17 protein-coding genes and 1 tRNA gene are annotated in these 22,329 nt (G+C 27.6%); 10 read left to right on the top strand and 8 right to left on the bottom strand.

Going from position 1 to position 22,329, the window contains the following annotated elements:
* The first annotated feature begins 491 nt into the window (after positions 1-491).
* From Q0K52_RS03575 to Q0K52_RS03550, 6 genes are all read left to right on the top strand, one after another.
* Entirely contained in the window at positions 492-1,223 is a 732-nt protein-coding gene (locus Q0K52_RS03575) for a hypothetical protein (RefSeq protein ID WP_297296533.1), read from the top strand.
* Positions 1,224-1,315: 92 nt separating this feature from the next.
* Complete coding sequence (locus Q0K52_RS03570; RefSeq protein WP_297296531.1) at positions 1,316-2,515, top strand: hypothetical protein; 1,200 nt, start codon at positions 1,316-1,318, stop codon at positions 2,513-2,515.
* Between the two features lie 22 nt (positions 2,516-2,537).
* Positions 2,538-3,626, top strand: coding sequence for a hypothetical protein (locus Q0K52_RS03565; RefSeq protein ID WP_297296529.1), 1,089 nt, complete (start codon positions 2,538-2,540; stop codon positions 3,624-3,626).
* Between the two features lie 9 nt (positions 3,627-3,635).
* Positions 3,636-4,013 (top strand): hypothetical protein, encoded by a 378-nt coding sequence (locus Q0K52_RS03560; RefSeq protein ID WP_297296527.1) that lies wholly within the window; start codon positions 3,636-3,638, stop codon positions 4,011-4,013.
* A 23-nt stretch (positions 4,014-4,036) separates the two neighbouring features.
* Positions 4,037-5,098 (top strand): AAA domain-containing protein, encoded by a 1,062-nt coding sequence (locus Q0K52_RS03555; RefSeq protein WP_297296525.1) that lies wholly within the window; start codon positions 4,037-4,039, stop codon positions 5,096-5,098.
* 33 nt (positions 5,099-5,131) lie between these two features.
* Complete coding sequence (locus Q0K52_RS03550; RefSeq protein ID WP_297296539.1) at positions 5,132-5,566, top strand: AAA domain-containing protein; 435 nt, start codon at positions 5,132-5,134, stop codon at positions 5,564-5,566.
* 67 nt (positions 5,567-5,633) lie between these two features.
* Here the strand turns inward: Q0K52_RS03550 and Q0K52_RS03545 are convergent, their stop codons facing one another.
* The 7 genes from Q0K52_RS03545 to Q0K52_RS03515 all read right to left on the bottom strand — a co-directional run bounded on the left by Q0K52_RS03545 (position 5,634) and on the right by Q0K52_RS03515 (position 14,767).
* Positions 5,634-6,821: an iron-containing alcohol dehydrogenase gene (locus tag Q0K52_RS03545; RefSeq protein WP_297296523.1), complete on the bottom strand. Its 1,188-nt coding sequence runs from the start codon at positions 6,819-6,821 to the stop codon at positions 5,634-5,636.
* Between the two features lie 320 nt (positions 6,822-7,141).
* Positions 7,142-8,176 (bottom strand): N-acetylneuraminate synthase family protein, encoded by a 1,035-nt coding sequence (locus Q0K52_RS03540; RefSeq protein ID WP_297296521.1) that lies wholly within the window; start codon positions 8,174-8,176, stop codon positions 7,142-7,144.
* Positions 8,177-8,286: 110 nt separating this feature from the next.
* Positions 8,287-8,359, bottom strand: a tRNA-Thr gene (locus tag Q0K52_RS03535).
* A 174-nt stretch (positions 8,360-8,533) separates the two neighbouring features.
* Positions 8,534-10,855 carry an FtsX-like permease family protein gene (locus Q0K52_RS03530; RefSeq protein WP_297296519.1) on the bottom strand — a complete coding sequence of 774 codons (2,322 nt, stop codon included), beginning with the start codon at positions 10,853-10,855 and terminating at the stop codon, positions 8,534-8,536.
* Between the two features lie 31 nt (positions 10,856-10,886).
* Entirely contained in the window at positions 10,887-11,594 is a 708-nt protein-coding gene (locus Q0K52_RS03525) for an ABC transporter ATP-binding protein (RefSeq protein ID WP_297296517.1), read from the bottom strand.
* A 34-nt stretch (positions 11,595-11,628) separates the two neighbouring features.
* On the bottom strand, positions 11,629-12,822 hold the full coding sequence (coaBC, locus tag Q0K52_RS03520; RefSeq protein ID WP_297296515.1) for a bifunctional phosphopantothenoylcysteine decarboxylase/phosphopantothenate--cysteine ligase CoaBC: 1,194 nt from the start codon (positions 12,820-12,822) through the stop codon (positions 11,629-11,631).
* Between the two features lie 340 nt (positions 12,823-13,162).
* Positions 13,163-14,767, bottom strand: a complete 1,605-nt coding sequence (locus Q0K52_RS03515) for a peptide ABC transporter substrate-binding protein (protein WP_297296513.1) — start codon at positions 14,765-14,767, stop codon at positions 13,163-13,165.
* Positions 14,768-15,227: 460 nt separating this feature from the next.
* Between Q0K52_RS03515 and Q0K52_RS03510 the strand changes: the two genes are divergently transcribed.
* The 4 genes from Q0K52_RS03510 to tlyC are packed head-to-tail and all read left to right on the top strand — an operon-like array spanning position 15,228 to position 19,912.
* The gene (locus Q0K52_RS03510) at positions 15,228-15,995 is read left to right on the top strand and encodes a PhoH family protein (protein ID WP_297296511.1); all 768 of its coding nucleotides are present in this window, start codon (positions 15,228-15,230) and stop codon (positions 15,993-15,995) included.
* A gap of 9 nt (positions 15,996-16,004) precedes the next feature.
* Positions 16,005-18,656 carry an HDIG domain-containing metalloprotein gene (locus Q0K52_RS03505; protein WP_297296509.1) on the top strand — a complete coding sequence of 884 codons (2,652 nt, stop codon included), beginning with the start codon at positions 16,005-16,007 and terminating at the stop codon, positions 18,654-18,656.
* 9 nt (positions 18,657-18,665) lie between these two features.
* Positions 18,666-19,106 (top strand): rRNA maturation RNase YbeY, encoded by a 441-nt coding sequence (gene ybeY, locus Q0K52_RS03500; protein ID WP_297296507.1) that lies wholly within the window; start codon positions 18,666-18,668, stop codon positions 19,104-19,106.
* A complete protein-coding gene (gene tlyC / locus Q0K52_RS03495) occupies positions 19,097-19,912 on the top strand; it encodes a hemolysin C (protein ID WP_297296505.1) in 816 nt (271 codons plus the stop codon). Before ybeY ends, tlyC begins: the two co-directional genes overlap by 10 nt.
* Positions 19,913-20,634: 722 nt before the next feature.
* Here tlyC and Q0K52_RS03490 read toward each other — a convergent pair.
* On the bottom strand, positions 20,635-22,236 hold the full coding sequence (locus Q0K52_RS03490) for a peptide ABC transporter substrate-binding protein (RefSeq protein WP_297296503.1): 1,602 nt from the start codon (positions 22,234-22,236) through the stop codon (positions 20,635-20,637).
* Positions 22,237-22,329 lie beyond the last annotated feature (93 nt).

The following is a 22,329-nucleotide window of genomic DNA, read 5'->3' as shown; positions in this document are numbered from 1 at the left end:
AATTATGATACACCTATGTTATACTTTAAAAAACTAAGGAATACTTAATGCAATATGTCTGGCTCCTGTGCAAAATAGTTAATATAATGTATATAAAAATTAGTATTTGTTATTACCAATTTTTGTATACATTATATTATTGTTGATTTATTATTTTTATTATATATACTTATTCTTATGTATAATGAAAAATCTAAATATAATAATTTTTTATGATTCTCATATTTTGTCTTGAAATAGATTTAATATTTTATTTATGGGATATAAAAATAGTAATTAGAAGTAATTTAATATATTTTGGAATATTTTAAGTAATTATTATTACTATATAAAGTAATTAGTGAAATTGTACAAAATGTTTATATAAAATATTGTTATTTGCAGACAATAATAATATTGAGGATACTATCAAATAAATAGTTAAGATTTTTTATCTTTGTATTATTTTATATAAATATATTTATATAAAATAATATGTTAAGGAGTAATATATGTATAGTCAAGATGATAATAACTATAGAAAAAATAATAGAAATAGAGTAAGAAATAATAAAAATAGAAAAAATAATGTAAATAGTAAAGGAAAATATAATAATAGATTAGAAGAAAAAGAAAGTAAAATTAGAAACTTTGATATAAACAGAAATGTAGGTAATGACATTATTGAAGATAATACATTTTATAAAGATATTTCTAGTAATATATCTGATTCTAACAGTTTAGTCAAAAGTGTGGAATATAAGGATCATCGTGATAATTTGGAAAAAGCTATAAATGAACATACGGAGTCTTTAAATAAAGTTGTAGATTCAAGGAAAAATATGGAGGTAGACCAGCTTCAGGGATATGTAGCAGAAGCTGATTTAGCAGGATCATATAATGAAAAAGCCGCTATACAAGGTAAAGAATATGAAACACAAGCAGAATTAACTAAACCAGGAGACCCTGAAGCAGATATTATACTTAGATATGGTAATAAAGAAACAAAATATCAAGTAAAATCTTATAAAGATTCAAAACGTAATACAGAAGCAATTTCTGAAAAAAAATATTCAGGCAAAGATAATTCAAATAAAAAGATAGTCCCTGAAGAAAATCTTGAGAAAGTAAAAGAAATAGCCTCTAAAAAACTAATACTGATACAAAAGATTATAAACATACAGCCGAAAACACATCAGACAGATTATCAAGTAAAGATGGTAAGATTAATAGTAAAAAGTTAAATAGAAATGAGAATGAAGAGCTTACAAGAAGATTAAAAAATGCTGAAAAGCTAGAAGCTGCAAATAAAGATGCTAAATTTAGATCTCAGTATTTGAATCAGCTTCCTAAAGCAGCATTATGCGGTGCATTATTTTCAGGCGGAAGTGCATTGGTTGGAGAGTTTGTAAAATTTGTATCAAACGGATGTAATTTAACAGAAGATGAATTTGTAGAATCGGCATATAAAATTCTTACTGCCAGTACTGACGGAGCCTCTAAAAGTGCATTAGGAGTTACTTTTACTTATTTAGGAAACCAAATAGGATCATCTTTACTTAAAAGTCCTTATGCAGGCGGAGCTTTAGCTGGAATGACAATAGATACATTAAAAAGTATGTACAGATTTATTACAGGTAAAATAGATAGTGTTGAGTTAATGGGGGAAGTATCAGAGAATTTTGTTTCTGTAACATCCATTTCTTTAGGCGGGTATACAGGCTCGGCATTAGCTGGAGTTATAGTTTCTAATATGTCTATAAGCGGAGCTACGGCTGCTTCTTTAGGAGCTTTTGCAAGTATAACAGGTTCTGTTATTGGCGGACTAGCCGTTGGAATTACTGTATCTTATCTTATATCACAAGACAGCAAAGCAGGATTGAATATAGCAAAAAGAGATATAGAAGCAGCTTATCAAAATTTTGCTAAGTATGGTAATTTATATTCTTTAGTAGATGGAGTTGGTACTCAAAGAGATTGGGAGTTTAGTTTTAAGAGTTTGATTCCTTTTGGAGGAGTTTTTGCCCAGATATCAGAATATTCAGCACGTAAGTCTGAATTAAATAGAATATCAGATATGCTTGATAGAGAGTATCAGAATATAGATGAAGGAAAAAGAAGAGTATTGGCAGATATGCAGCAGAGGTATTATGATTCAAAAGAAAGTATAGAAGAAACATTCTATAGCAGAGTAAATACAATGTTTGATGATGATAGAGTTGATTTGACCAATCAGCTAATGGATTATTTGAATCAAAAGAGAACTATATATGCTTTAAAAGAGAAAAAATATTTCAATGAAATACAGCAAATAGATGATAGAAACATTGAATTAGAATCAGATATGCAGAAAGATGAATTATTTTTCAAGGAAGTAGAAAATCTTACTAAGATGCTTAAAGATTCTGATATAGAAAATAGGGAAATTATAATAGATGCTATAGCTTATTTAGTATCTGATAAATGGCTTAAGAATTTTAAAAGTAATGATGAAGAGCTATACAATTTATTATTAGAATATGAATTATTATACTAATATTTTATAAGGAGTACTATTTATGTTTTTAGATCTTGTTTTTAATACAATTTGTAGTAATAGTTTAGATTCCAAAAGAGAAGAAATTAAAATGAAGATAGATAATGTAAATGCATATAGGGAGCTTGCATTAGTAGAAATTAATAATGCCAAGGATATGTATAATGCTAAATTAGATGAAATAGTAAATTTTCTTGATAACATTAGAATCGAAGCAGAAATGAATTTTAAACGAATAGTACGAAAAGATCTTTATAGAGTAGCTGATATAATAAGAAAATCTTATGACTTGTTATTTATTATAATAGATTATAATGCACAAATAAAAATCCTTAAATATAGGAAGAATTATCATAGAACAGAAATAAATTTTTTCAAAAAAAGAAAACTAGAATGTTCTAAAATTATAAAAGTATTATCTCTTTCAAATAGAAAAGATGCAAGATTAAAATGGTTTAATGAAGCTAATGGTACAAATGTAAAAACAATAGATGATATTAAGAAATTGAAAGGCAATTATTATCATATTAATTTACTGATTGATTTATGTGAAAAAGATTTGAAAAACTATAGAAAGATTAAAAAGCTTATAAAATATATAAAAGTATCAGATGAAAAGATTCATTTTATTTATGATAAAGTTAAAGACATTGATATAAAAATAGAAAAATTGACAGGAACTCTTTTTAAATATTTAGAGGATTATAATAAATTGTATAGTGAATATTTAAATATTCTTAATAGAAAATTTGATATAGATGATATATTTCCTAGTTATAAAACTATTTTTAATAAAAAAGAGAGAATGATAAAAATACATAAATATTTATCTTTTTTTATCAGTCTTATCAGTCATAAGAATAGTGCTTTAAAAAGTAATGATAAATTTCTTAAATTAAATGAAAAGCTGTATTATTATAAAAATACTTTTAAACAGCTTTTAAAAACTAGAAGAGAAAGTATCAATAGTTTGTACCATAATTGTGTAAAAAGAATGATAAAGTATGAAAACGGCGGGTATTTAATCATATTGAATAAAGAAGATAAAACTTCAAATATATTTATATCATATAGTAGTAATGATAGTAATAAAGAAACTACAAAATATTAAGGGAAAACTATGAAATATAAAATAAAAGTAAAAAATAAATATTTAACAGGCATTAATAGAATAATAATATTTTCTATTATAAATGGTATTAATGATCCAAGAGAATTATTTGATAATGTGCTTAATATATTCTATAAAGATACAGTTATCAAATATTTATCTAAGCTTATGAATGTGCATTTAATTTGTATAAAAGAATCTGTAAAAGGAAAGGGTTTTTATTTGAATAAAAATTTTGATGGGAAATATTATTATGTAGAGATAAAAGATTATTCTGATTTACAAAGTTTAGATAAAAAAGAAATTTACAATATATTGAGAAATAATTCTGTTAATAAAAATATATTAGAAGCATTAGATTTGATGGATATTAATAAAGTTTTATAATTATAATTTAAGGGGTGATAATAATGACTTTTTTTGAATATTTAAATAAATGGGAAAATTATTTGTCTGAGCTCATAAAAAGATATGAGAATCAAAAAGAAAATGGAGATTATATAAAGTATTCAAGACAGTTAAAAGCTATAAATAGCATTCGTTCTGGTATTTTTATGTCTGTAAATTTGTTTAATACTATAAAAAATAATTATAATAATGTTAATAATAATATAACAGAGAATAATATACAAATAGCAAACATTAATCCTATACAAGAAATATATAAAAAAGACAGTTCTGTGTTTAAAGTAATAGAAAAAGCTGTTAATAATAATGAATTATTTTGTTTGATGGGGCCTCCAGGTACTGGAAAAACTACAGCTATTGTTGAAATTATTCTGCAGACTATAAAGCAGAATTATAAAGCAAAAATAGCGGTGTGTTCTGAAACCCATATTGCAGTGGATAATGCTATAGAAATACTTAACACTGAAATAGAGAATAGAAATATTAATGCTACTATTATGAGGTATGAAGAGTTTAAAAATGAGTATGATAATGAAAGATTAAATATATGCTACAAAAATTATATAGATTCTTGGAAAGAAAAATTAGAAAACATATATGGTACAAATTTTACAAAGAAATTGTTTAATGAATTTGAAGAGCATATTATGAAAAATAAAAAGTATGATAAATATATATGTGAGAATGCTAATATTATAGGAATAACCTGCAATCAGATGGCTAGATTTAAAGTAGATGAATTAGACGATATATATGATTTAATAATTATAGATGAAGTTTCTAAAAATACATTGCCTGAAATTTTAATACCAGCTTCATTTGCCAAAAAATTGATATTGGTAGGCGATCCTAATCAGCTTCCGCCTGTATTTTGTAAAGATGAAATAGAAACTATGAGCGAAATAGATACAAATTTACAAGATGAACTTATTGATAATTCCTTAGTTGATAGATTATTTGCAAATACTGACAGAGAAACTATGTTCGGAATGCTTGATACTCAGTATAGAATGGAAGCTAAAATAGGTGATATTGTAAGTAAATTTTTCTATAATGGAGAATAAAAAAATGGCACAGAATATAGTAACGATGACAGTATATATTGGCTTGACTATAATACAAATGAAAGATTTCCTAATAATTACGGCGGAGAATTATATAATCCTATAGAAATTGATTTAATAAATAGCAGCATTGAAAGTTTGAATATTGATACAGATACATCTATTGCTGTTATAACTCCATATAAAAAGCAAAAAAGAGAATTAAAAGAGATTATTAACGGTAATGAAAAATTAAAGCATTTAAATATAGAAATAGATACAATAGATGCTTTTCAGGGTAAGGAAGCTGATATAGTTTATTTTAGTGTCGTTAGAAATACGGGTTCTGCTAGATTTTTTTCTAATATAAAAAGACTTAATGTGGCAATATCAAGAACAAAAAGCAGATTGTATATGGTTGGAATGTCTAGATATTGTAATAAAGTAGATATATTGAAAAATATTTATTTATCTTCAAAGGTATTATAATATAAATTGTATAGTCAATTTAACTATGATATTATTTTTTATAGTTAAATTGACTAGATATAAACTATTAAACATTAGCCATTTTGAAAATATTATAAACATCTTCTCTATTTAAAGCCCTAAAATGTTTAAACTCTAATTTACCATCTTTGATGCATCTTCTTGTTAAATCCTCTAAAACTTCTTCGCTTTGTATTCCTACTCCTAATTCTGTAAAGTTGGTAGGCATATTTATTTGTTTGAAATATTCTATAGTTTTTTCTATTCCTTTGAGTCCTGTATCATCATCAATTCCCCAAACATTTTTTGAGTATTGAATGAATCTTTCTTTTTTGTCTTTTAGACAGTATTTAGCCCAAGATCCCCACATCACAGAAAGGCTTGCTCCGTGGGCAGCATTAAATTTAGCACTTAATTCATGACCGAATTTATGAACTATAAAGTCAGCAGAAAGTCCAAGTCCTGTTAAAGTGTTATGCGATAAACTTCCGCACCACATAAGCTCGCTCATAGCATCATAATTAGTTTTATCTTTCATAGCTATTAAACCATTTTTTATAATAGTTCTTAAAATAGCTTCAGCAATAGCATCGGTTGTTTGATTATTGTCACCGTTTACTGAACCTTCACTGTCGCCAAAATATCTGTCAAATGTATGCATAAGCATGTCCACTATTCCGCATGCTACTTGATAATATGGTAAAGTGAAAGTTAAGCAAGGATTCATTATAGCAAATTTAGGACGGTTAAATTCTGTAGGAAAGCCTCTTTTATCAAGAGTTTCTTCATTAGTAAGTACAGAAGAATTACTTGTCTCGCTTCCTGCTGCTGCTATTGTGAGTATGCATCCTATAGGAAGGCTTTTTTCTAAAGTTTTTGTTTTAGTCCAAAATTCCCATATATCAGTATCTGGATTAGCTGTTCCATGTGCTATTGCCTTAGCTGTATCGATAGCACTTCCTCCTCCTATACCAAGTATAAAATCAGCTTTTAAATCTATTGCTTTTTTTACACCTTCTCTAGCATGTGATAGGGTAGGGTTGGCAATGGCTCCTCCAAATAATTGATATTCTATATTTTCTTTTTTTAATATATTTTCTATCTTTTCTAATAATCCGCTTTCTTTTACGCTTTTTGTACCATAAACTATGAATACTTTTTTACCGCCGAAGTTTTTTATTTCTTTTGCTGTATTTTCTTCAGCGTCTTTTCCAAATATTACTTTTGTAGGGTTGTTGTATATAAAGCTTTGCATTTATTTTATCCTTAATGATTATTATTTTTTATTATTGAATTTATTATAATCATTCTATAATACAAGTTACTTTTATTCAATAAAAAATTATTTACATACCCCGCCCTTTAAAATTTTTGAATTCTATTTAAAGTTTTAATTTTTTTATTCTTGAAAATAAAAATTGAAAAAGCACACCCGCCCAAGTGGAGATTAGGTTTAAAATGCAAATAACGCACGCTGAACAAAGCTATTTAATTTTATTCGATTATATAATTTAATGAATCAAAAGTTTATAACTTTGTTTAACGTGCGTTAATAAAAATTTATATATAATAGGATTATTTCTTTAAGTCTTTGAAACTTAAAGCAGTGTATGATTTCTTATCCACTTTTAAAGTTTTTCCTATAACTTTCCTATAGTCCTTAGCAGGTATTCCTACACAAGGTCTTAAAGTTATTATATCTTTTTCTGTAATGATTTCACCTTTAAGCATAGCATGATTAAGATAAACGCCTCTTTTAGCATATACAAGTTCTTTCTTCTCTTGTTTGCTTAAAATATGTTCTTTCTTTTCAGCAGCAGCACCGCCAAGCATTGTTAAAGTATTATTTATAGATGTTACTAAATTAGACATTCCTTCAGTATCTAAACTTAAAATATGATCTCCGCTATCTTTTTCAGGAGTAATAGTGAAATGCTTCTCTATTATTTTAGCCCCTAAAGTAAGAGCTATAATTGGAGCTTCTATTCCTATAGTATGATCGGAATAACCTATTATGCAATTTTTAAATGTTTTTTTCATTACAGGTATTCTGTTTAATCTAGCATTTTCCATAGGAGTAGGATATTCAACAGAACAATGTAATAAAGCCACTTCATTATTTTTTAATATTTGTAATGCATTTTTGATGTCTTTATTAAGAGCCAAACCAGCAGAAAGTATTACAGGTTTTTTTGTCTTAGCAACAGCATCAAGAAGCGGTATATTATCTATATCGCAAGAAGCTATTTTTATAACAGGTATATCATAAAAATTGATGTCATTAACTGATTCTACAGAAAAAGGTGTAGTTATAAACATTATATTATTTTTTTTAGCTTCTTTTATTAGAGGTTCATACCATTCTTTTTTTAATACTATATTATCAACTCCTTCAAGAGCATCTTCTTTTAATTTTAATATTTTAGTATATTCTTTTGGAGCGAATAAAGTTTTTTGTGTGAAGCTTTGAAATTTTATAGCATCAGCTTTAGCTTTAGCTGCTTCTTTGACCATTTTTATAGCCATCTCTAAACTGCCTTCATGATTACAGCCAGCTTCAGCTATTAAAAAATATCCTTTTTTACTTATTAAATCTTTTAATTTGATCATATTATTCATTTCCTAACTAAACAATTCAGTATATTATCGAAATAGAATAATTAAATAATTAGTATTTTTGAAATAAAATAGGGAGGAAAAAAGTGATGCAAAAAAAAATGAGCTGGTGATGGGACTTGAACCCGCAACCGGCTGATTACAAATCAGCTGCTCTGCCAATTGAGCTACACCAGCGAATTGATTGTTATTATACTACAACTATAAAAAATGTCAATAGATAAAAAATATTTTTTTGTTTTTTTGTTAATTTTTTTGAAATTATTTATATGCTTATGTATATAAAAAAGAGCCTGACAATTATCAGACTCTTTTTATTATTTTTAATTATTATTTATTTTTCTATTAAAATTATTCTTCTCTGTCTTTTAATCCTTCAACCATATCAAGTTTATTTATATAATGCGTACTCATAATAGAAACTAAAAGTATTACAGTTATAAGAAGTATTATAGCAAGAAAATAGCTTGAATTGTATACATGAGGTACAAAAGAGAATAATTTGCTTGAGAATGGTTTTTTTACCAAATACAATATTCCATAACCGGCAGCTATACCTAATGGAATTGCTACTATAACTTGTGTAATAGTTTCTTTTAATGAAGCTATCATAATCTCTTTAGTTGTATATCCCATAACTTTAAGAAGTGTGAATTCATATCTTCTAGTAGCAAGCGTAATAACTCCAACTCCGTAAAGAGATGTAGCACCAAGTAAGAATGCTATAAATATAAGTATTTGTACAAGTAAATATATTGTAGCTATTTGATTTTTATATGCTTCATATTCATCGTTTCTAAAACTGTAGTATGATACTTCTTTTGTTTTATCTAGTATATCTTTTACTTCTTCTCTTGAAACATCATCTTTTGTTTTTAAAAATAAATTATTATAAGCATCTTGAACATCAAATGTTTTTTCAGCAAATTCTTTATCCATATATATATAGAACATTCCCTGCTGATCTACAAATTGACTAACCTTTACTCTTCTTGAGATACTATTTCCTATTGTATATAACTCTATTCCTATATAATCATTTTCTTTAACATTTAATTTCTCTGCTAAATATTTTGGTATCATTACAGAGTCTTCTTTATCATGATTATTTGGTATATCAAGAGATGAGAAACTGTCTTTATATATTAGTGTAGGTATATATAAACTCTCTCCGTCGTCTTTGAAAGCCGGATATATTCTTGATTGATAAATAGCAGCTTTATCAAAATATTGTATGCAAGAATTAGTTAATATATCAGAATTATCTTCCCATTTAGTAGGATTTATTGTTGCAGTTACATCATATAAAGCAAATTTCTCATATAAAGTATACAAGAAATAATCAAATGAATTATTGAATCCCTGAGCAAATATAGTCATACTAATAGCAGCAAACATACCCCAAAGAGAAGCTAAATATCTTGTTTTGCTTCTTGAGGCATTTTTTATTGCATATCTTGTATTGAAAGATAATTTATTCCATATCTTGAATTTTTCTATAAATGTTTTTCCTGCACCTTTAGGAGGTTCTCCTCTCATTGATTGAGCAGGATTTAATTTTAATATTGATACTGCAGCTAAAAGATTAGAAAATATACATACAAATAATATTATTAAAGCGGATATTATCCATAAATCTATATAAATATTGTATGTGAAATTAGGCATATCAAATATATTTCCAAGAGCATTAAATATAGGAGGAAGTAAGAATTTACTTGCTATAAATGCTAAAAGTATACCAAAGAATGATACCAAGAAAGAATATTTAATATACATAAACATTATAGAAAAATCTGTCAAACCTATAGCCTTCATTATACCTATTTGTTTTCTTTCAACAGCAACATTTCTCCTTTGTATGATGTATAAAAGAAGTATTGCCATAAGAAGAAGTATAGAAGGACAAATATATGAGAATGAATCTATTTGAAGCAATGTTTGTTCATAGTTCACGTAATTAACTGATTGTTCTCTGTCTGTGAAAAAGAATATTTTTTGTTTTAATTTTGTTCTTATTAAATTTTCAGTATTATTTTTATTAGCATCTTCTTCATATTTTACATATATAGAATTGTAAGGCACATATTTAAAATGTTCCTCATTTACTTCTATAACAGCAAAATCTTTAGCTTCAGAAGCAGTACTAGCACCATCTTTAAACAAAAATACATAATTAGGATATGAAACTAAAGCTACTATAGTAAATGAATTAGTTTTATCATTAAAGCTTAATTCTACAGTATCGCCTAATTTTAAAGAATTAGCATCTGCAAAATTTTTATTAATAGCTATTTCATTAGTTTCTAAATCGTATTTTCCTTCATATAGATACGGTTTGTTAATTCTATTTTCTGAATTATCAGTTCCGTATATGATAGCATCAATATTATCTATTTTACCTTGAAATCTATGTCTGGCTTCAACTTTATTAATACCGTTCATATCTTCTAATACTTTAATATCATTTGTATCAAACATTCCAAATAATACTAAATCATCTAATACATTTTCTTCAAAATAGTTTTCAGCAGCTAATTTGAAATCTCTATACACTGTTTTTACAGCAACAAAGAAAAGTACAGCCAAAGTTACTATAAATACCGCTGACATAAATATTGCAAGTTGTTTATTTATTTTTCTAAATAAAAGTTTAGTTTTTATGTTTATCATGATAGATTATTTATCCATTTTAATTAATATTTTACCACTCTATATCTTCAGGATTTAGAGGGTTCTCTACGTCATATCTGTCTAATACTTCACCGCTAAGTATTTTTACTACAGTATCAGCCATTTTAGCTATTTCTTTACTATGAGTTATTAATACTATGCTTGTACCAAAATTTCTATTTAAATCTCTTAATATTTTCAAAGCCATAACACCAGTTTTATTATCCAATGCTCCAGTAGGCTCATCGCATAATACAACTTTAGGTTTTTTAGCTATAGCACGTGCAATACTTACACGCTGCTGCTCTCCTCCTGATAATTCAGTAGGATAGTGTTTAATTCTATTTTCAAGTCCTAATAATTTTAGAGCTTCCTCTGCATTGCTGCGTGAAAGTCCTGTTATCTCTGTTGAAAACTCTACATTTTCAATAGCAGTCAAATTTGGAAGTAGGTTATAGCTTTGGAAAACGAAACCTATATTTTCTCTTCTGAATTTCGCTAATTTTTTGTTGCTGTAATGAGAAATATCTTCTCCTAAAAATAATACCTGTCCGCTTGTAGGTTTATCCAAAGCACCCAAAATATTGAGCAATGTACTTTTACCGGAACCGCTAGGTCCTAATATTGCAGTAAGTTTTCCTTCTTCTATTGTAAGATTAACTGATTTTAATGCCTGAGTGGCACCGCCCCCATGTCCATATACTTTGCTTATTTCTTTTATTTCATAAAGATAACTCATTATATAAAATCCCGTAAAATATTATTTATTAACCTTATAACTGTTGTTTGTTTTTCCATTCTTCAACAGCTATGCTTACAATCTCTTTTGCACATTCTTTTTTACTTAAGATAGGATATGATTTATATCTGCCGTCTCTAAAGAAAATAGTTATTTTATTGGTATCTTTTCCAATAGCATCTTTTATTTTATTTGCTACTATCATATCCGCATTTTTCCTATTCATCTTATCAACAGCATAATTTTTTAATTCATCATCAGTTTCTGCAGTTTCCGCTGCAAATGATACTATTAATGTACCTTTTTTCTTTTTATCTTTTGTTGATGCTAGTATATCATCATTTTCAATTAATTCTATAGTATTTAAGTTCTGTTTTTTTATCTTTTTATCATAAGATACTGCCGGTCTGAAATCCAAAGGAGCTGCTGCCATTATAAGTATATCTGTGTTGTCTAATTCATTTAATACAGCTTTCTGTAATTGTTTTGTAGTATCTACTTTTATTTTCTTATCATTTGAATGTATATTTAAGTTAGTATTTACTTCGCCTTCTATATATGTAGATATTCCGCCGTTTGAAGCTATTTCTTCATATATAGAAGCCCCCATTTTTCCGCTGGAATTATTAGTGATATATCTTATAGGGTCTATCCATTCTTTAGTAGCCCCTGAGGTTATTGTAAATTTGATATTTTGATATTTATTATCATTATTTGTAATTTTTTTGATTATTGTTTCAAGTTCTGCTAATCTGCCCACACCTTTATCATTGCATGCCATATTTCCGCTTTCTGGTTCTATTAATTCATACTCAAGTTCTTCTATCATATATTTTACATTTTTTTGAGTAGCTTTATTGAGCCACATATGAGTATTCATAGCTGGAGCGAAATACTTCTTTTTAGTATAAGCACAAGCTATTGTACTTATGGCATCGTCACATATACCATTAGCTATTTTACCTATAATATTAGCATCAGCGGGAGCTATTAATAATATATCAGTTTCTTTATTTATGTTTATATGTCTTAGAACATCATCTTCCTGCCATATATCAGTTATAACATGATTGCTGCTCATTGTTTCCAATGCTTTTACGCCAACCATATTTTGTGCATTTTTGGTGACAGCACAAATAATTTCATGTCCTTGTTTTTTTAACATACTCACTAACATTGGGGTTTTGTATGCTGATATTGAGCTTGTAACAGCAAGCAAAATTCTCATAGTCTGTTATAACTTTAATTGTTCCCTTTACAAAATTTAATATTCTATAATTATATACTACTATAAATAAAAAAATAGTCTATATATTTTTGTATTTTTTATATATCTTTTTACACAAAAAAATTAAAAAAAGTATTTTTTATAAAAAGTAAAGGCTTATATGTGTATTTTACTGAAAATTTACTTAATTTTTTCAATTTGTATTTTGTGAAAAATGTATATAATTATGATATTTTGTAATTTATAGAAATTAAATAAATTTTATTGAATTGTATAAAAAGTATAAAAAAACGGACTCAAAAATAAATGAATCCGTTTTATATTTGGAGTATGCTATTATTTATTCTTTATAAGCATAAGTGAATTTATGCATAGATAATGCATCATAATAAACATCTTTTAATTTTGGAGAAACTAATAAAGGCTCTGTATAAAAATACATAGGTATTATAGCGAAACTATTAACTAATAATTCCTCAGCTTTATGCATAGCTTCCATTCTTACTTTTTGATCTCCTGTAGTAAGTGCTGTTTGTATGTACTGATCATATTGAGCATTACTGTATGAACTATAGTTATTAGGAGAATAGCTTGTATATAAAGATAAGAAGTTTATAGGGTCATTAAAATCTCCGAACCAACCGCCGCGGCACATAGTTAAGTTCTTATCATATCTAGTTTGTAAGAATACTGCCCATTCTTCCTGCACTATTTTTGTATCTATTCCTAAATGTTCTTTCCACATTTGCTGAACTGCTTCAAATATTGCTATATGGAAACCAGGATCAGCTTTGAATTCAAATACTGGGAATCCTTTTCCATCTGGATATCCTGCTTCAGCCATTAATTTTTTAGCTTCTTCTATATTTTTTTGATAATTTTCGCTGCTTATATCAAAGAATCCGCCTCCGTTTTCTCTGAAGCTTCCTTCAGCATCATTTATACCATAAGGAACAAAAGCATTAGCAGGTGTTTCTCCGCCTTTAGTAACTTGTTCTACTATGTAATTTCTGTCTATAGCAAGAGCTAATGCCTTACGAACTCTAACATCTTTTAATACATCGTTTGTTATATTCAAACAATAAAAATATGATGCAAGCATTGGTTTAATTTGAAGAAGACCTTCATCTCTTAATGTTTGTATATCTTGTGTAGGAAGTATTCTTGAAAAGTCTATAGAACCTTCTTTTATACCGGCAACAGAAGCTGTTTCATTTTGCATAAGTATAAATTTTAATTGTTCTGGTTTAACTTCTTGTACATTCCAGTAATTAGTATTTTTTACCATTATGATACTTTCATCTTGATTTATTTCAGTAGTTACAAAAGGACCATTTCCTATGTAAGTTGCAGCATTCAAACTCCAAGTATCTCCATATTGTTCTATTATATCTTTTCTTACTGGGTAGAAAGTTGTGAATGCTACCAAATCCAAGAAATATGCTGTAGGTGCTTCTAATGTAACTTCCAAAGTATAATCATCTATAGCTTTTACGCCCAAACTATCAACAGGCATTTGTCCTGCTGTTATTGCTTTTGCATTTTTTACAGGTTCATGCTGGAAACTGTATTGACTTCCTACTGCCGGATCTACTACTCTTTGCCAGCTGTATACGAAGTCAGATGCTACAACAGGTTTTCCGTCAGACCATTTAGCATTAGTTCTTAAATGGAATATATATTTAGTTCCGTCATCAAGTATTTCCCAATTTTCAGCAACTCCTCCTACTATCTTTCCGTCTTTGGATTTTGTAGTTAAGCCTTCAAATGCATGTATTACATAATAGCATGCATCTAATGCTGTATTTAGAGTTGGGTCTATTGTTTTTGGCTGAGGGCCTGCATTTATAGTAATAACATTCTTGCTTTCCTTATTTCCGCCGGAACAGGATATAACAATAAATGACATTATTATAAATAATGCTGAAAGTATTTTCTTATTCATTATGAACTCCTATTGTATATAGTAATTTTGTTTGTAGTATTATATAATAGAAATAAATACTGTCAACAGTATTAGGTTTTGACTTGTATTTTTATAGAAATGATATTTTAATATATGTGTATATTAAAAAAGAATATAATAAAAAATGTTCATAATTTTGTTTTGCATTATTGACAATAGATATAATTTTATATACTATTATACTATAATTTTTATTATATTTTTAAAATATAGGAATTTAGTTTAAAAGGATTTTAATATAGTTAAAACATTAAGTAATAAAATAACATTTAAAAATAATGAATCTTTTATTTCAATATGCGGAATTGATGATAAGAATCTAAAAATACTTGAAGACAAATTTAATGTTTCCATATATCCAAAGGGAAATGAACTGACTGTAAAAGGTGATTTAAATAAAGTAGAAGATACTATTAAAGTTTTATATACATTAAAGGATTTGTATAATTCATCTGCGGAAATAACATATCAAAAAGTTATAAGCATAGCTGATAATGTTTCTAATGATAAAGAAAATAAACTTATATCTATGCGTATAAAATTACCTTATCTAGGCAGAAGCATACAGATGAAAACGATATCACAAGGAGAATATCTCTATAAAATGCAAAACAGTGATATTATATTTTCTACAGGGGCAGCTGGTACAGGAAAAACTTTTCTTTCGGTAGCTTATGCAATTAATTTACTTTCTGAAGGCAGAGTGGAGCGTATAATTATAACAAGACCGGTTGTTGAGGCAGGGGAGAGTTTAGGTTATTTGCCTGGAGATTTTAAGGAAAAAATTTCTCCTTATATGCGTCCTGTTTATGATGCTTTATATAGTCTTTTATCAAGTGATATGATATTGAGATATACAGAGGAAGGAAAAATAGAAGTAGCTCCTTTAGCATATATGAGAGGAAGAACTTTAAGCAGATCTTTTATAATACTTGATGAGGCTCAGAATACAACAGTTTCTCAAATGAAAATGTTTTTAAGCAGAATAGGTGAAAAATCTAAAGCGGTTATTACTGGTGATGTTTCTCAAAGCGATTTGCCAAAAAATACAAAATCCGGACTAGAGCATGCTTTGAAAATTTTAAAAGGCATAAATGGAATTAGCTTCCATCATTTTGAAAAGAAAGATGTTATAAGACACCATTTAGTTTCAGAAATTTTAGAGGCTTATGAAAATGCTGATAAAGAAAATACTTTTGAAGGGTAATTATTAATTATGAATACAAATAAAAAAATAATGAAATCGGTTATCAATAAAACCCCGAATATAGAAAGAATATTCCAATTGATAATAGCTATCTTATTATATATTTTTACTTTATTTTTGGTATTTCCTACCTATATGCAAAAAGCAGATATACCTTCTGTAGGCGATATTGTAAAAGAACCTTTAATAGTTAAACGTAATGTAAGATATGAAAATAAAGAAGAAACTGAAAAGCTTGTATATTATGCCCAGTCAGCTATAGCACCTATATTTGATATGCCTAAAGATATAGAGTATGAAACTATATCTAAAATAAGCAATATGTTTTCTTTTATGAGAATATCTTATGATAATAAAGTGCCTATAGAAGAAATGTATAGTCAGTTTTTACTTTTATATAATGAACCTATAAACAAATCAGTATTTTCTAATGCCGTAGTTAATGAGCTTAATATTGGATATGAAGCAAAGATAATAGATATTATTAGAGATTTATTTAATATAGGCGTTATATCCAGAAGTAATTTAAGTTCTGAAACTTTAAACCTAATACTTGATAATGGAATATTTATATATATATTCGATGATTATGTGGTTGAAGAAAAAGTACTTCCTAGAAACAGAGTATTCTTTTTGGAAGATTTAAGAATGGAGCTTCCTTCTATTGTAGGTGCTAAATACAGAAATCTTAATATAAATCATATTAATACTATAGCATCTATAATTAATTCTTTCTTAAGAGATAATTTAATATATAATTCTGTAAAGACTAGGGAGAAAATAAATGATGTTACTTATTCTATACCTCCTGTTTATAATATGATTAAAAAGGGGTTTCCTATATTGAATGTAGGGGAGAGAGTAACAGAAGAAAAAGCTGAATTAATAAGAAATTTATTTGGAAATAATTTTGCCACTTATAATATTTCTATTTTTATAGGTCAGTCTTTATTTATATTGCTGTTATTTTTCTTTATTGGTTTTGTTATTTTAAGATATAAAATTCCTTTTTATTTGAATTTTAAAAACTATCTCTTATTTACAATTGAATATTTTGTTATAGTTACTTTGACATATATATTTTATAATCATATATCATATAAAATATCAGATACATATATACCTTTTTATATATACACATTCATTCCGATGTTTAGTATGATGAATTCTTTATTAGGAGCAAAAAGAGGAATATCAGCTATTGTAACATTATGTATTACTTTATTAGCTGCAAATATAGCACAGGCAAATATATTTGAGATATCAGCATTATTTGTCATATCCATATTTTCATCTATACTTTCAAGAAAAATCAACAGCAGATATGCCGTTTTATGGATAGGTCTTTTAATAGGAGCATATTTAAGTTTGATGTCATTAGTCGGCATGCTTCTTAATAATACTATGAATGTAACATATTTAACTTTTATATTGTCATTTGTAAGCGGATTTACTCAGGCAATATTAGTTATGATATTTTTACCTATTTGTGAGTATATGCTTGAAACAGCTACTATATTCAGACTTCAGGAATTATCAGACTTGAATAATCCTTTGCTTAGAAAATTGCAGATGAATGCTCCTGGTACTTATCACCATTCTATAAGTATGGCTAATTTAGTAGAAACTATAGCAGAAGAAATAGGAGAAGATGCAAGACTTGCCTGCGTATCAGCATATTATCATGATATAGGTAAAATGGAAAATCCTCTATATTATATTGAGAATTCCAATAGAGATGAAAACAGACATAATAAATTAAAACCTACTCTTTCGGCATCTATAGTTAAAGCTCATGTACGTTTGGGTGTTGAGATAGCAAAAAAATACAGACTTCCTAAAGAGGTTATTGCAGCAATAAAAGAGCATCATGGAACAAGCTTAATAAAATATTTCTATGTAGAGGCAGCAAAAGAAAATCCTGATGTTGATATTAATTTATTTACTTATCCGGGTCCTCGTCCTCAATCAAAAATTACAGCAATTATAATGATATTGGATTCTATAGAGGCGGCAAGCAGAACTTTAGATTCTCCTAGAAGGGAAGATTTGGAAATGTTTATAGAGAATATGGTAGATGAAAAAATGGCTCAAGGAGAATTGAATGACAGCGGTCTTACTTTAAAAGATATAGAAATAATAAAAAGAATAACATTCCAGAAAATTATAGTTTCTTTGCATGAAAGAATTAAATATCCAGAGCTTCCAGAAGATAAAGCTGAAAATAATAATGCAGATGCAGAAAAAGCAGCTAAAGAGAAAGCTCATAAGGAGAAGGCAGAAAAAGATAAGGCACATAAAGAGAAAATAGCTAAGGAGAAATCAGAGAAAGAGAAAGCACATAAAGAAAAAATAGCTAAGGAGAAATCAGAGAAAGAGAAAGCACATAAAGAAAAAATAGCTAAAGAAAAAGCAGCCAAAGAGAAAGCAGAGAAGGAAAAGGCAGAAAAAGAAAAAGCACACAAAGAGAAAATAGCTAAAGAGAAGGCTGAGAAAGAGAAAGTACAAAAGGAAAAAGCAGCTAAAATGATAAAAGAGAAAGAAAAAATAAAAGAGAAGATAGCTAAAAAAATTCCTATTAAACATAAAAATGAAAAAGATGAAATAAAATATAATAATACAGAAAAAAAAGAGAGTAAAGAAAATACTGTAAAAAAATAATGAGGTATTATGAAAGTTAATGTTTTTAATGAAACAGATTATGATATAAATTTAAAATATTATAAATATTTCTTGTATTGTACTGTAAAGGTTACCGGTATAAAAGGAGATGTTAATTTATTATTTTGTAATGATGAATATATAAAAAAGCTCAATCATGATTTTAGGAATAAAGATAAAGCAACAGATGTATTAACATTTCCAATGGGAGATGCCAAAGAGGGCGGAGATATAGTCATTTCTTATGAATGGGTAACAACAAGATATAGTGAAGAAAAGATAAAAAAAACAGTATTAAAATTAATAATTCATTCAGTACTTCATTTAATGGGTATACATCATAATTACAGTAAAAAATCCTTAATAGAAAACAATGAAAGAATGAAAGAGCTTTACTATAAAGTAATGGAATATATAAAAAATAATAAGGATAAAAATAAATGCCAATAAAAAAATTAATATCAAAAATAACAAAGAAAAAGGATAATGAATCAGAAAAGAATAACTATGTAAATTTATCTACATTAACAGAGGCAGAAAGGGAAATTATAATAAATACTATAGAGTTAAAATCAAAGAGTGTAAGAGAAATTATGGTGCCGCGTGTAGATGTTGTTATGATACCTATTGACTTTTCTTATGATAAGGTGATAAAGGCTTTCAATAAAGAGAGAAATTCAAGGATTCCAGTATATAAAGATGGTATAGATGATATAGTAGGTGTTTTGTATGTGAAAGATTTGATAGATGCAGATGAGAAAAATTTTTCATTAAAGAAAATGCTTCATAAACCTTTATTTGTTCCAATATCAATATCTTTAATGGAGCTTTTGAAAAACTTTAGAGAGAAGCAAATACATATTGCTATGGTAGTTGATGAATACGGCGGTTTTTCAGGAATTGTTTCTATGGAAGATGTACTTGAGCAGATTATTGGTGATATACGCGATGAATACGATGAAGAAGATGAAGAAGTAAAAAGTAATGATGACGGTACATATTTAGTGGATGCAAGAGCCAGAATAGAAGATTTTAATAAATATGGAATACTTCCTCCTATACCAGATGATGAGGCAGATACAGTAGGCGGATTTTTATTTTCTTATTTGGGCAGACTTCCTAAAAGAAATGAGGCTATAGAATATAAAAATTATTCTTTCACAGTTGTAGGAAAAAGCGGAAATATTGTTACAAAAATTAGAATAGAGAAACTTAAAAAAGAAAAAGAAACAGTCCAAAAAGAAAGCGATGATTAATATTTTGATTTGATAAAAACTTATTATATACTAAAAATTTTTAAGTTTGTCATTTTTTTATTCAACTTTTTCCCGCCGCAAAAAGTTGCAAAAAGTGCAATTACATAATTAGTACTAAATCATACTAAAATTGTTTTACATGTAAGATAGGTTATTAATTTAAGCTAAATTATAGTCCTTTTGCTTCTTTGGGTCACCAAAAGAAGTGGGGTGCGGGGCAAAGCCCTGCAGATATTTAAAATTTAAAAAAATTATTTTTGACAAAATATAGTTGTTTAGGTATATACTGAAACGATTTCATTTTGCCGACTACTGCACATTATGTAATATTATCAACTTTTTTGCCGCACACACTCTGCGGACTTCATCAAAGTTTTTATCCTTCGGATACGCTATGCGAAAAACTCAATTGCTAGAACTTTATATTAAAAACTTTCCTATTAAATATAGGATATACCCTAAAAATGCAGTCTTTCGCGAAGCGTATCCGAGCCTGTCGAGGATATAGGTTCTCGCCGAAGGCAGGCTATGCCTTATCCCAATACCGAAAGGTACCTTGCCTACGGCACGCAGAGCGGTGGGCAAAGCCACCACAAACAATAAAATTGAAAAAACTAAAATTGACAAAATATAGTTGTTTAGGTAGATATAAAAATACCCCTTCTAAAAAATTTAGCAGGGGCATTTTTTTGATAGGTATAAACAAAAATGTATAAAAATCGTTATTCTAAATATGCATAATGAAATTGATACTCTTGAAGCGGAGTTAATACATAATCTTTTAATCTCTTACTTACTAGAGTAGGATTTGAAGGATTATATATAGGTATTAAGATATTATCTTCAGCTATCATTATTTTTTCAGCTTCATGCATAGCTTCCATTCTAGTTTTTTGATCAGCAGTATTTCTTGCTATTTCAATATATTTGTCAAATTGAGCATTACTGTAGCCTGCTGTATTCTGACTTCTATAGCTTAAATAATTTTCTAAGAAAGTCATTGGATCGCTGTAGTCTCCTATCCATAATGTTCTTATTAACTCATAATTCTTTTCGCTTCTCATTTGCTGATAAGCAGCCCATTCCATAGATGATATCATCAAATCAATTCCTAAATTTTCTTTCCACATTTGCTGTACAGCTTCAGCAACTTGTAAATAAATTAAATCAGAAGTAGTTTTATATTCTAATACAGGGAAACCTTCTCCATTAGGATATCCAGCTTCAGCCATTAATTTTTTTGCTGTTTCTACATTGTTGGAATAAGCTTCTTTTGATAAATCTATATATTCACCGCCGTTTTTTCTGAAATCGCCTTCTACATCATAAGCTCCAACAGGTACCCAAGCACTTGTAGGAGATTTAGCTGTAGGAACAACATTTTCAACTATATAATTTCTATCTATAGCCAAAGCTAATGCTTTTCTTATTCTAGTGTCTTTTAATACTTCATTTGTAGCATTGATTCCAAATGCAACTGTTGAGAAGTATGGAGCGATATCTATTATTCCTTCTGCTCTTAATTTGTCTAAATCCTGCTCTACTATATTAACAGAAAAATCTAAATTTCCATCTTTTACTCCAGCTAGTGCTAAAGTAGCATCTTTCATCATTACAAATGTTATTTTTTCTGGCTTTATACTGCTTCTATTCCAATAGTTAGGATTTTTTACCATAACTATTTTTTCATCTGGATTTCTTTCTGTCATAACAAAAGCACCATTTCCAATATAGCTTTCTGGATTTAATGACCATTCATCGCCGTATTGTTCTATTATGTCTTTTCTTATAGGCGAAAATATAGGATAAGTTAAAATATCTAAAAAATAACCAGTAGGCGATTCTAATGTAATTTCTAAAGTATAATCATCAATAGCTTTTACACCAAGCTCAGTTACTTCAAGTTCGCTTGATAATATTTTTACAGCATTTTTTATATATTCTATAAAAGAAGTGTATTCAGCACCGCTTACTGGATTTGCAGCTCTTTGTAAAGCGTATACGAAATCATTAGCAGTTACATTCTTTCCATCTGACCATTTAGCATTTGTTCTTAAATGGAATGTATAAGTTAATCCGTCTTTTGATATATCCCAACTCTCGCAAGCTCCAGCCTGAAGGTTTCCAGATTTATCTTTTGTAATTAATGTTTCAAATGCATGTCTTGGATATACAAAATCATTTCCAGAAAGGGTAGGGTCTATTGTTTTAGGTTCTTCTCCGGCATTAATAAAAAGTTCTCTGCTGCTGCGTTCTTTAGCTGCAGGGGTACATGAAAATATAAATATTATACTTGACAGTACCAATAAAATTTTTCTAAACATTTAAGATATCCTTAATATAATATTATTAGTTATCATAATACAATAATAATAAATATAATGCAATTGTTTTTACCTTTGTAATATAAATTTTAC

Source organism: uncultured Brachyspira sp. (genome assembly GCF_944390845.1).
GTDB classification, from domain to species: Bacteria; Spirochaetota; Brachyspiria; order Brachyspirales; family Brachyspiraceae; genus Brachyspira; species Brachyspira pulli.
The sequence above is the reverse complement of the archived record's forward strand: the minus strand, read 5'-3'. Positions and strand labels throughout refer to the sequence as shown.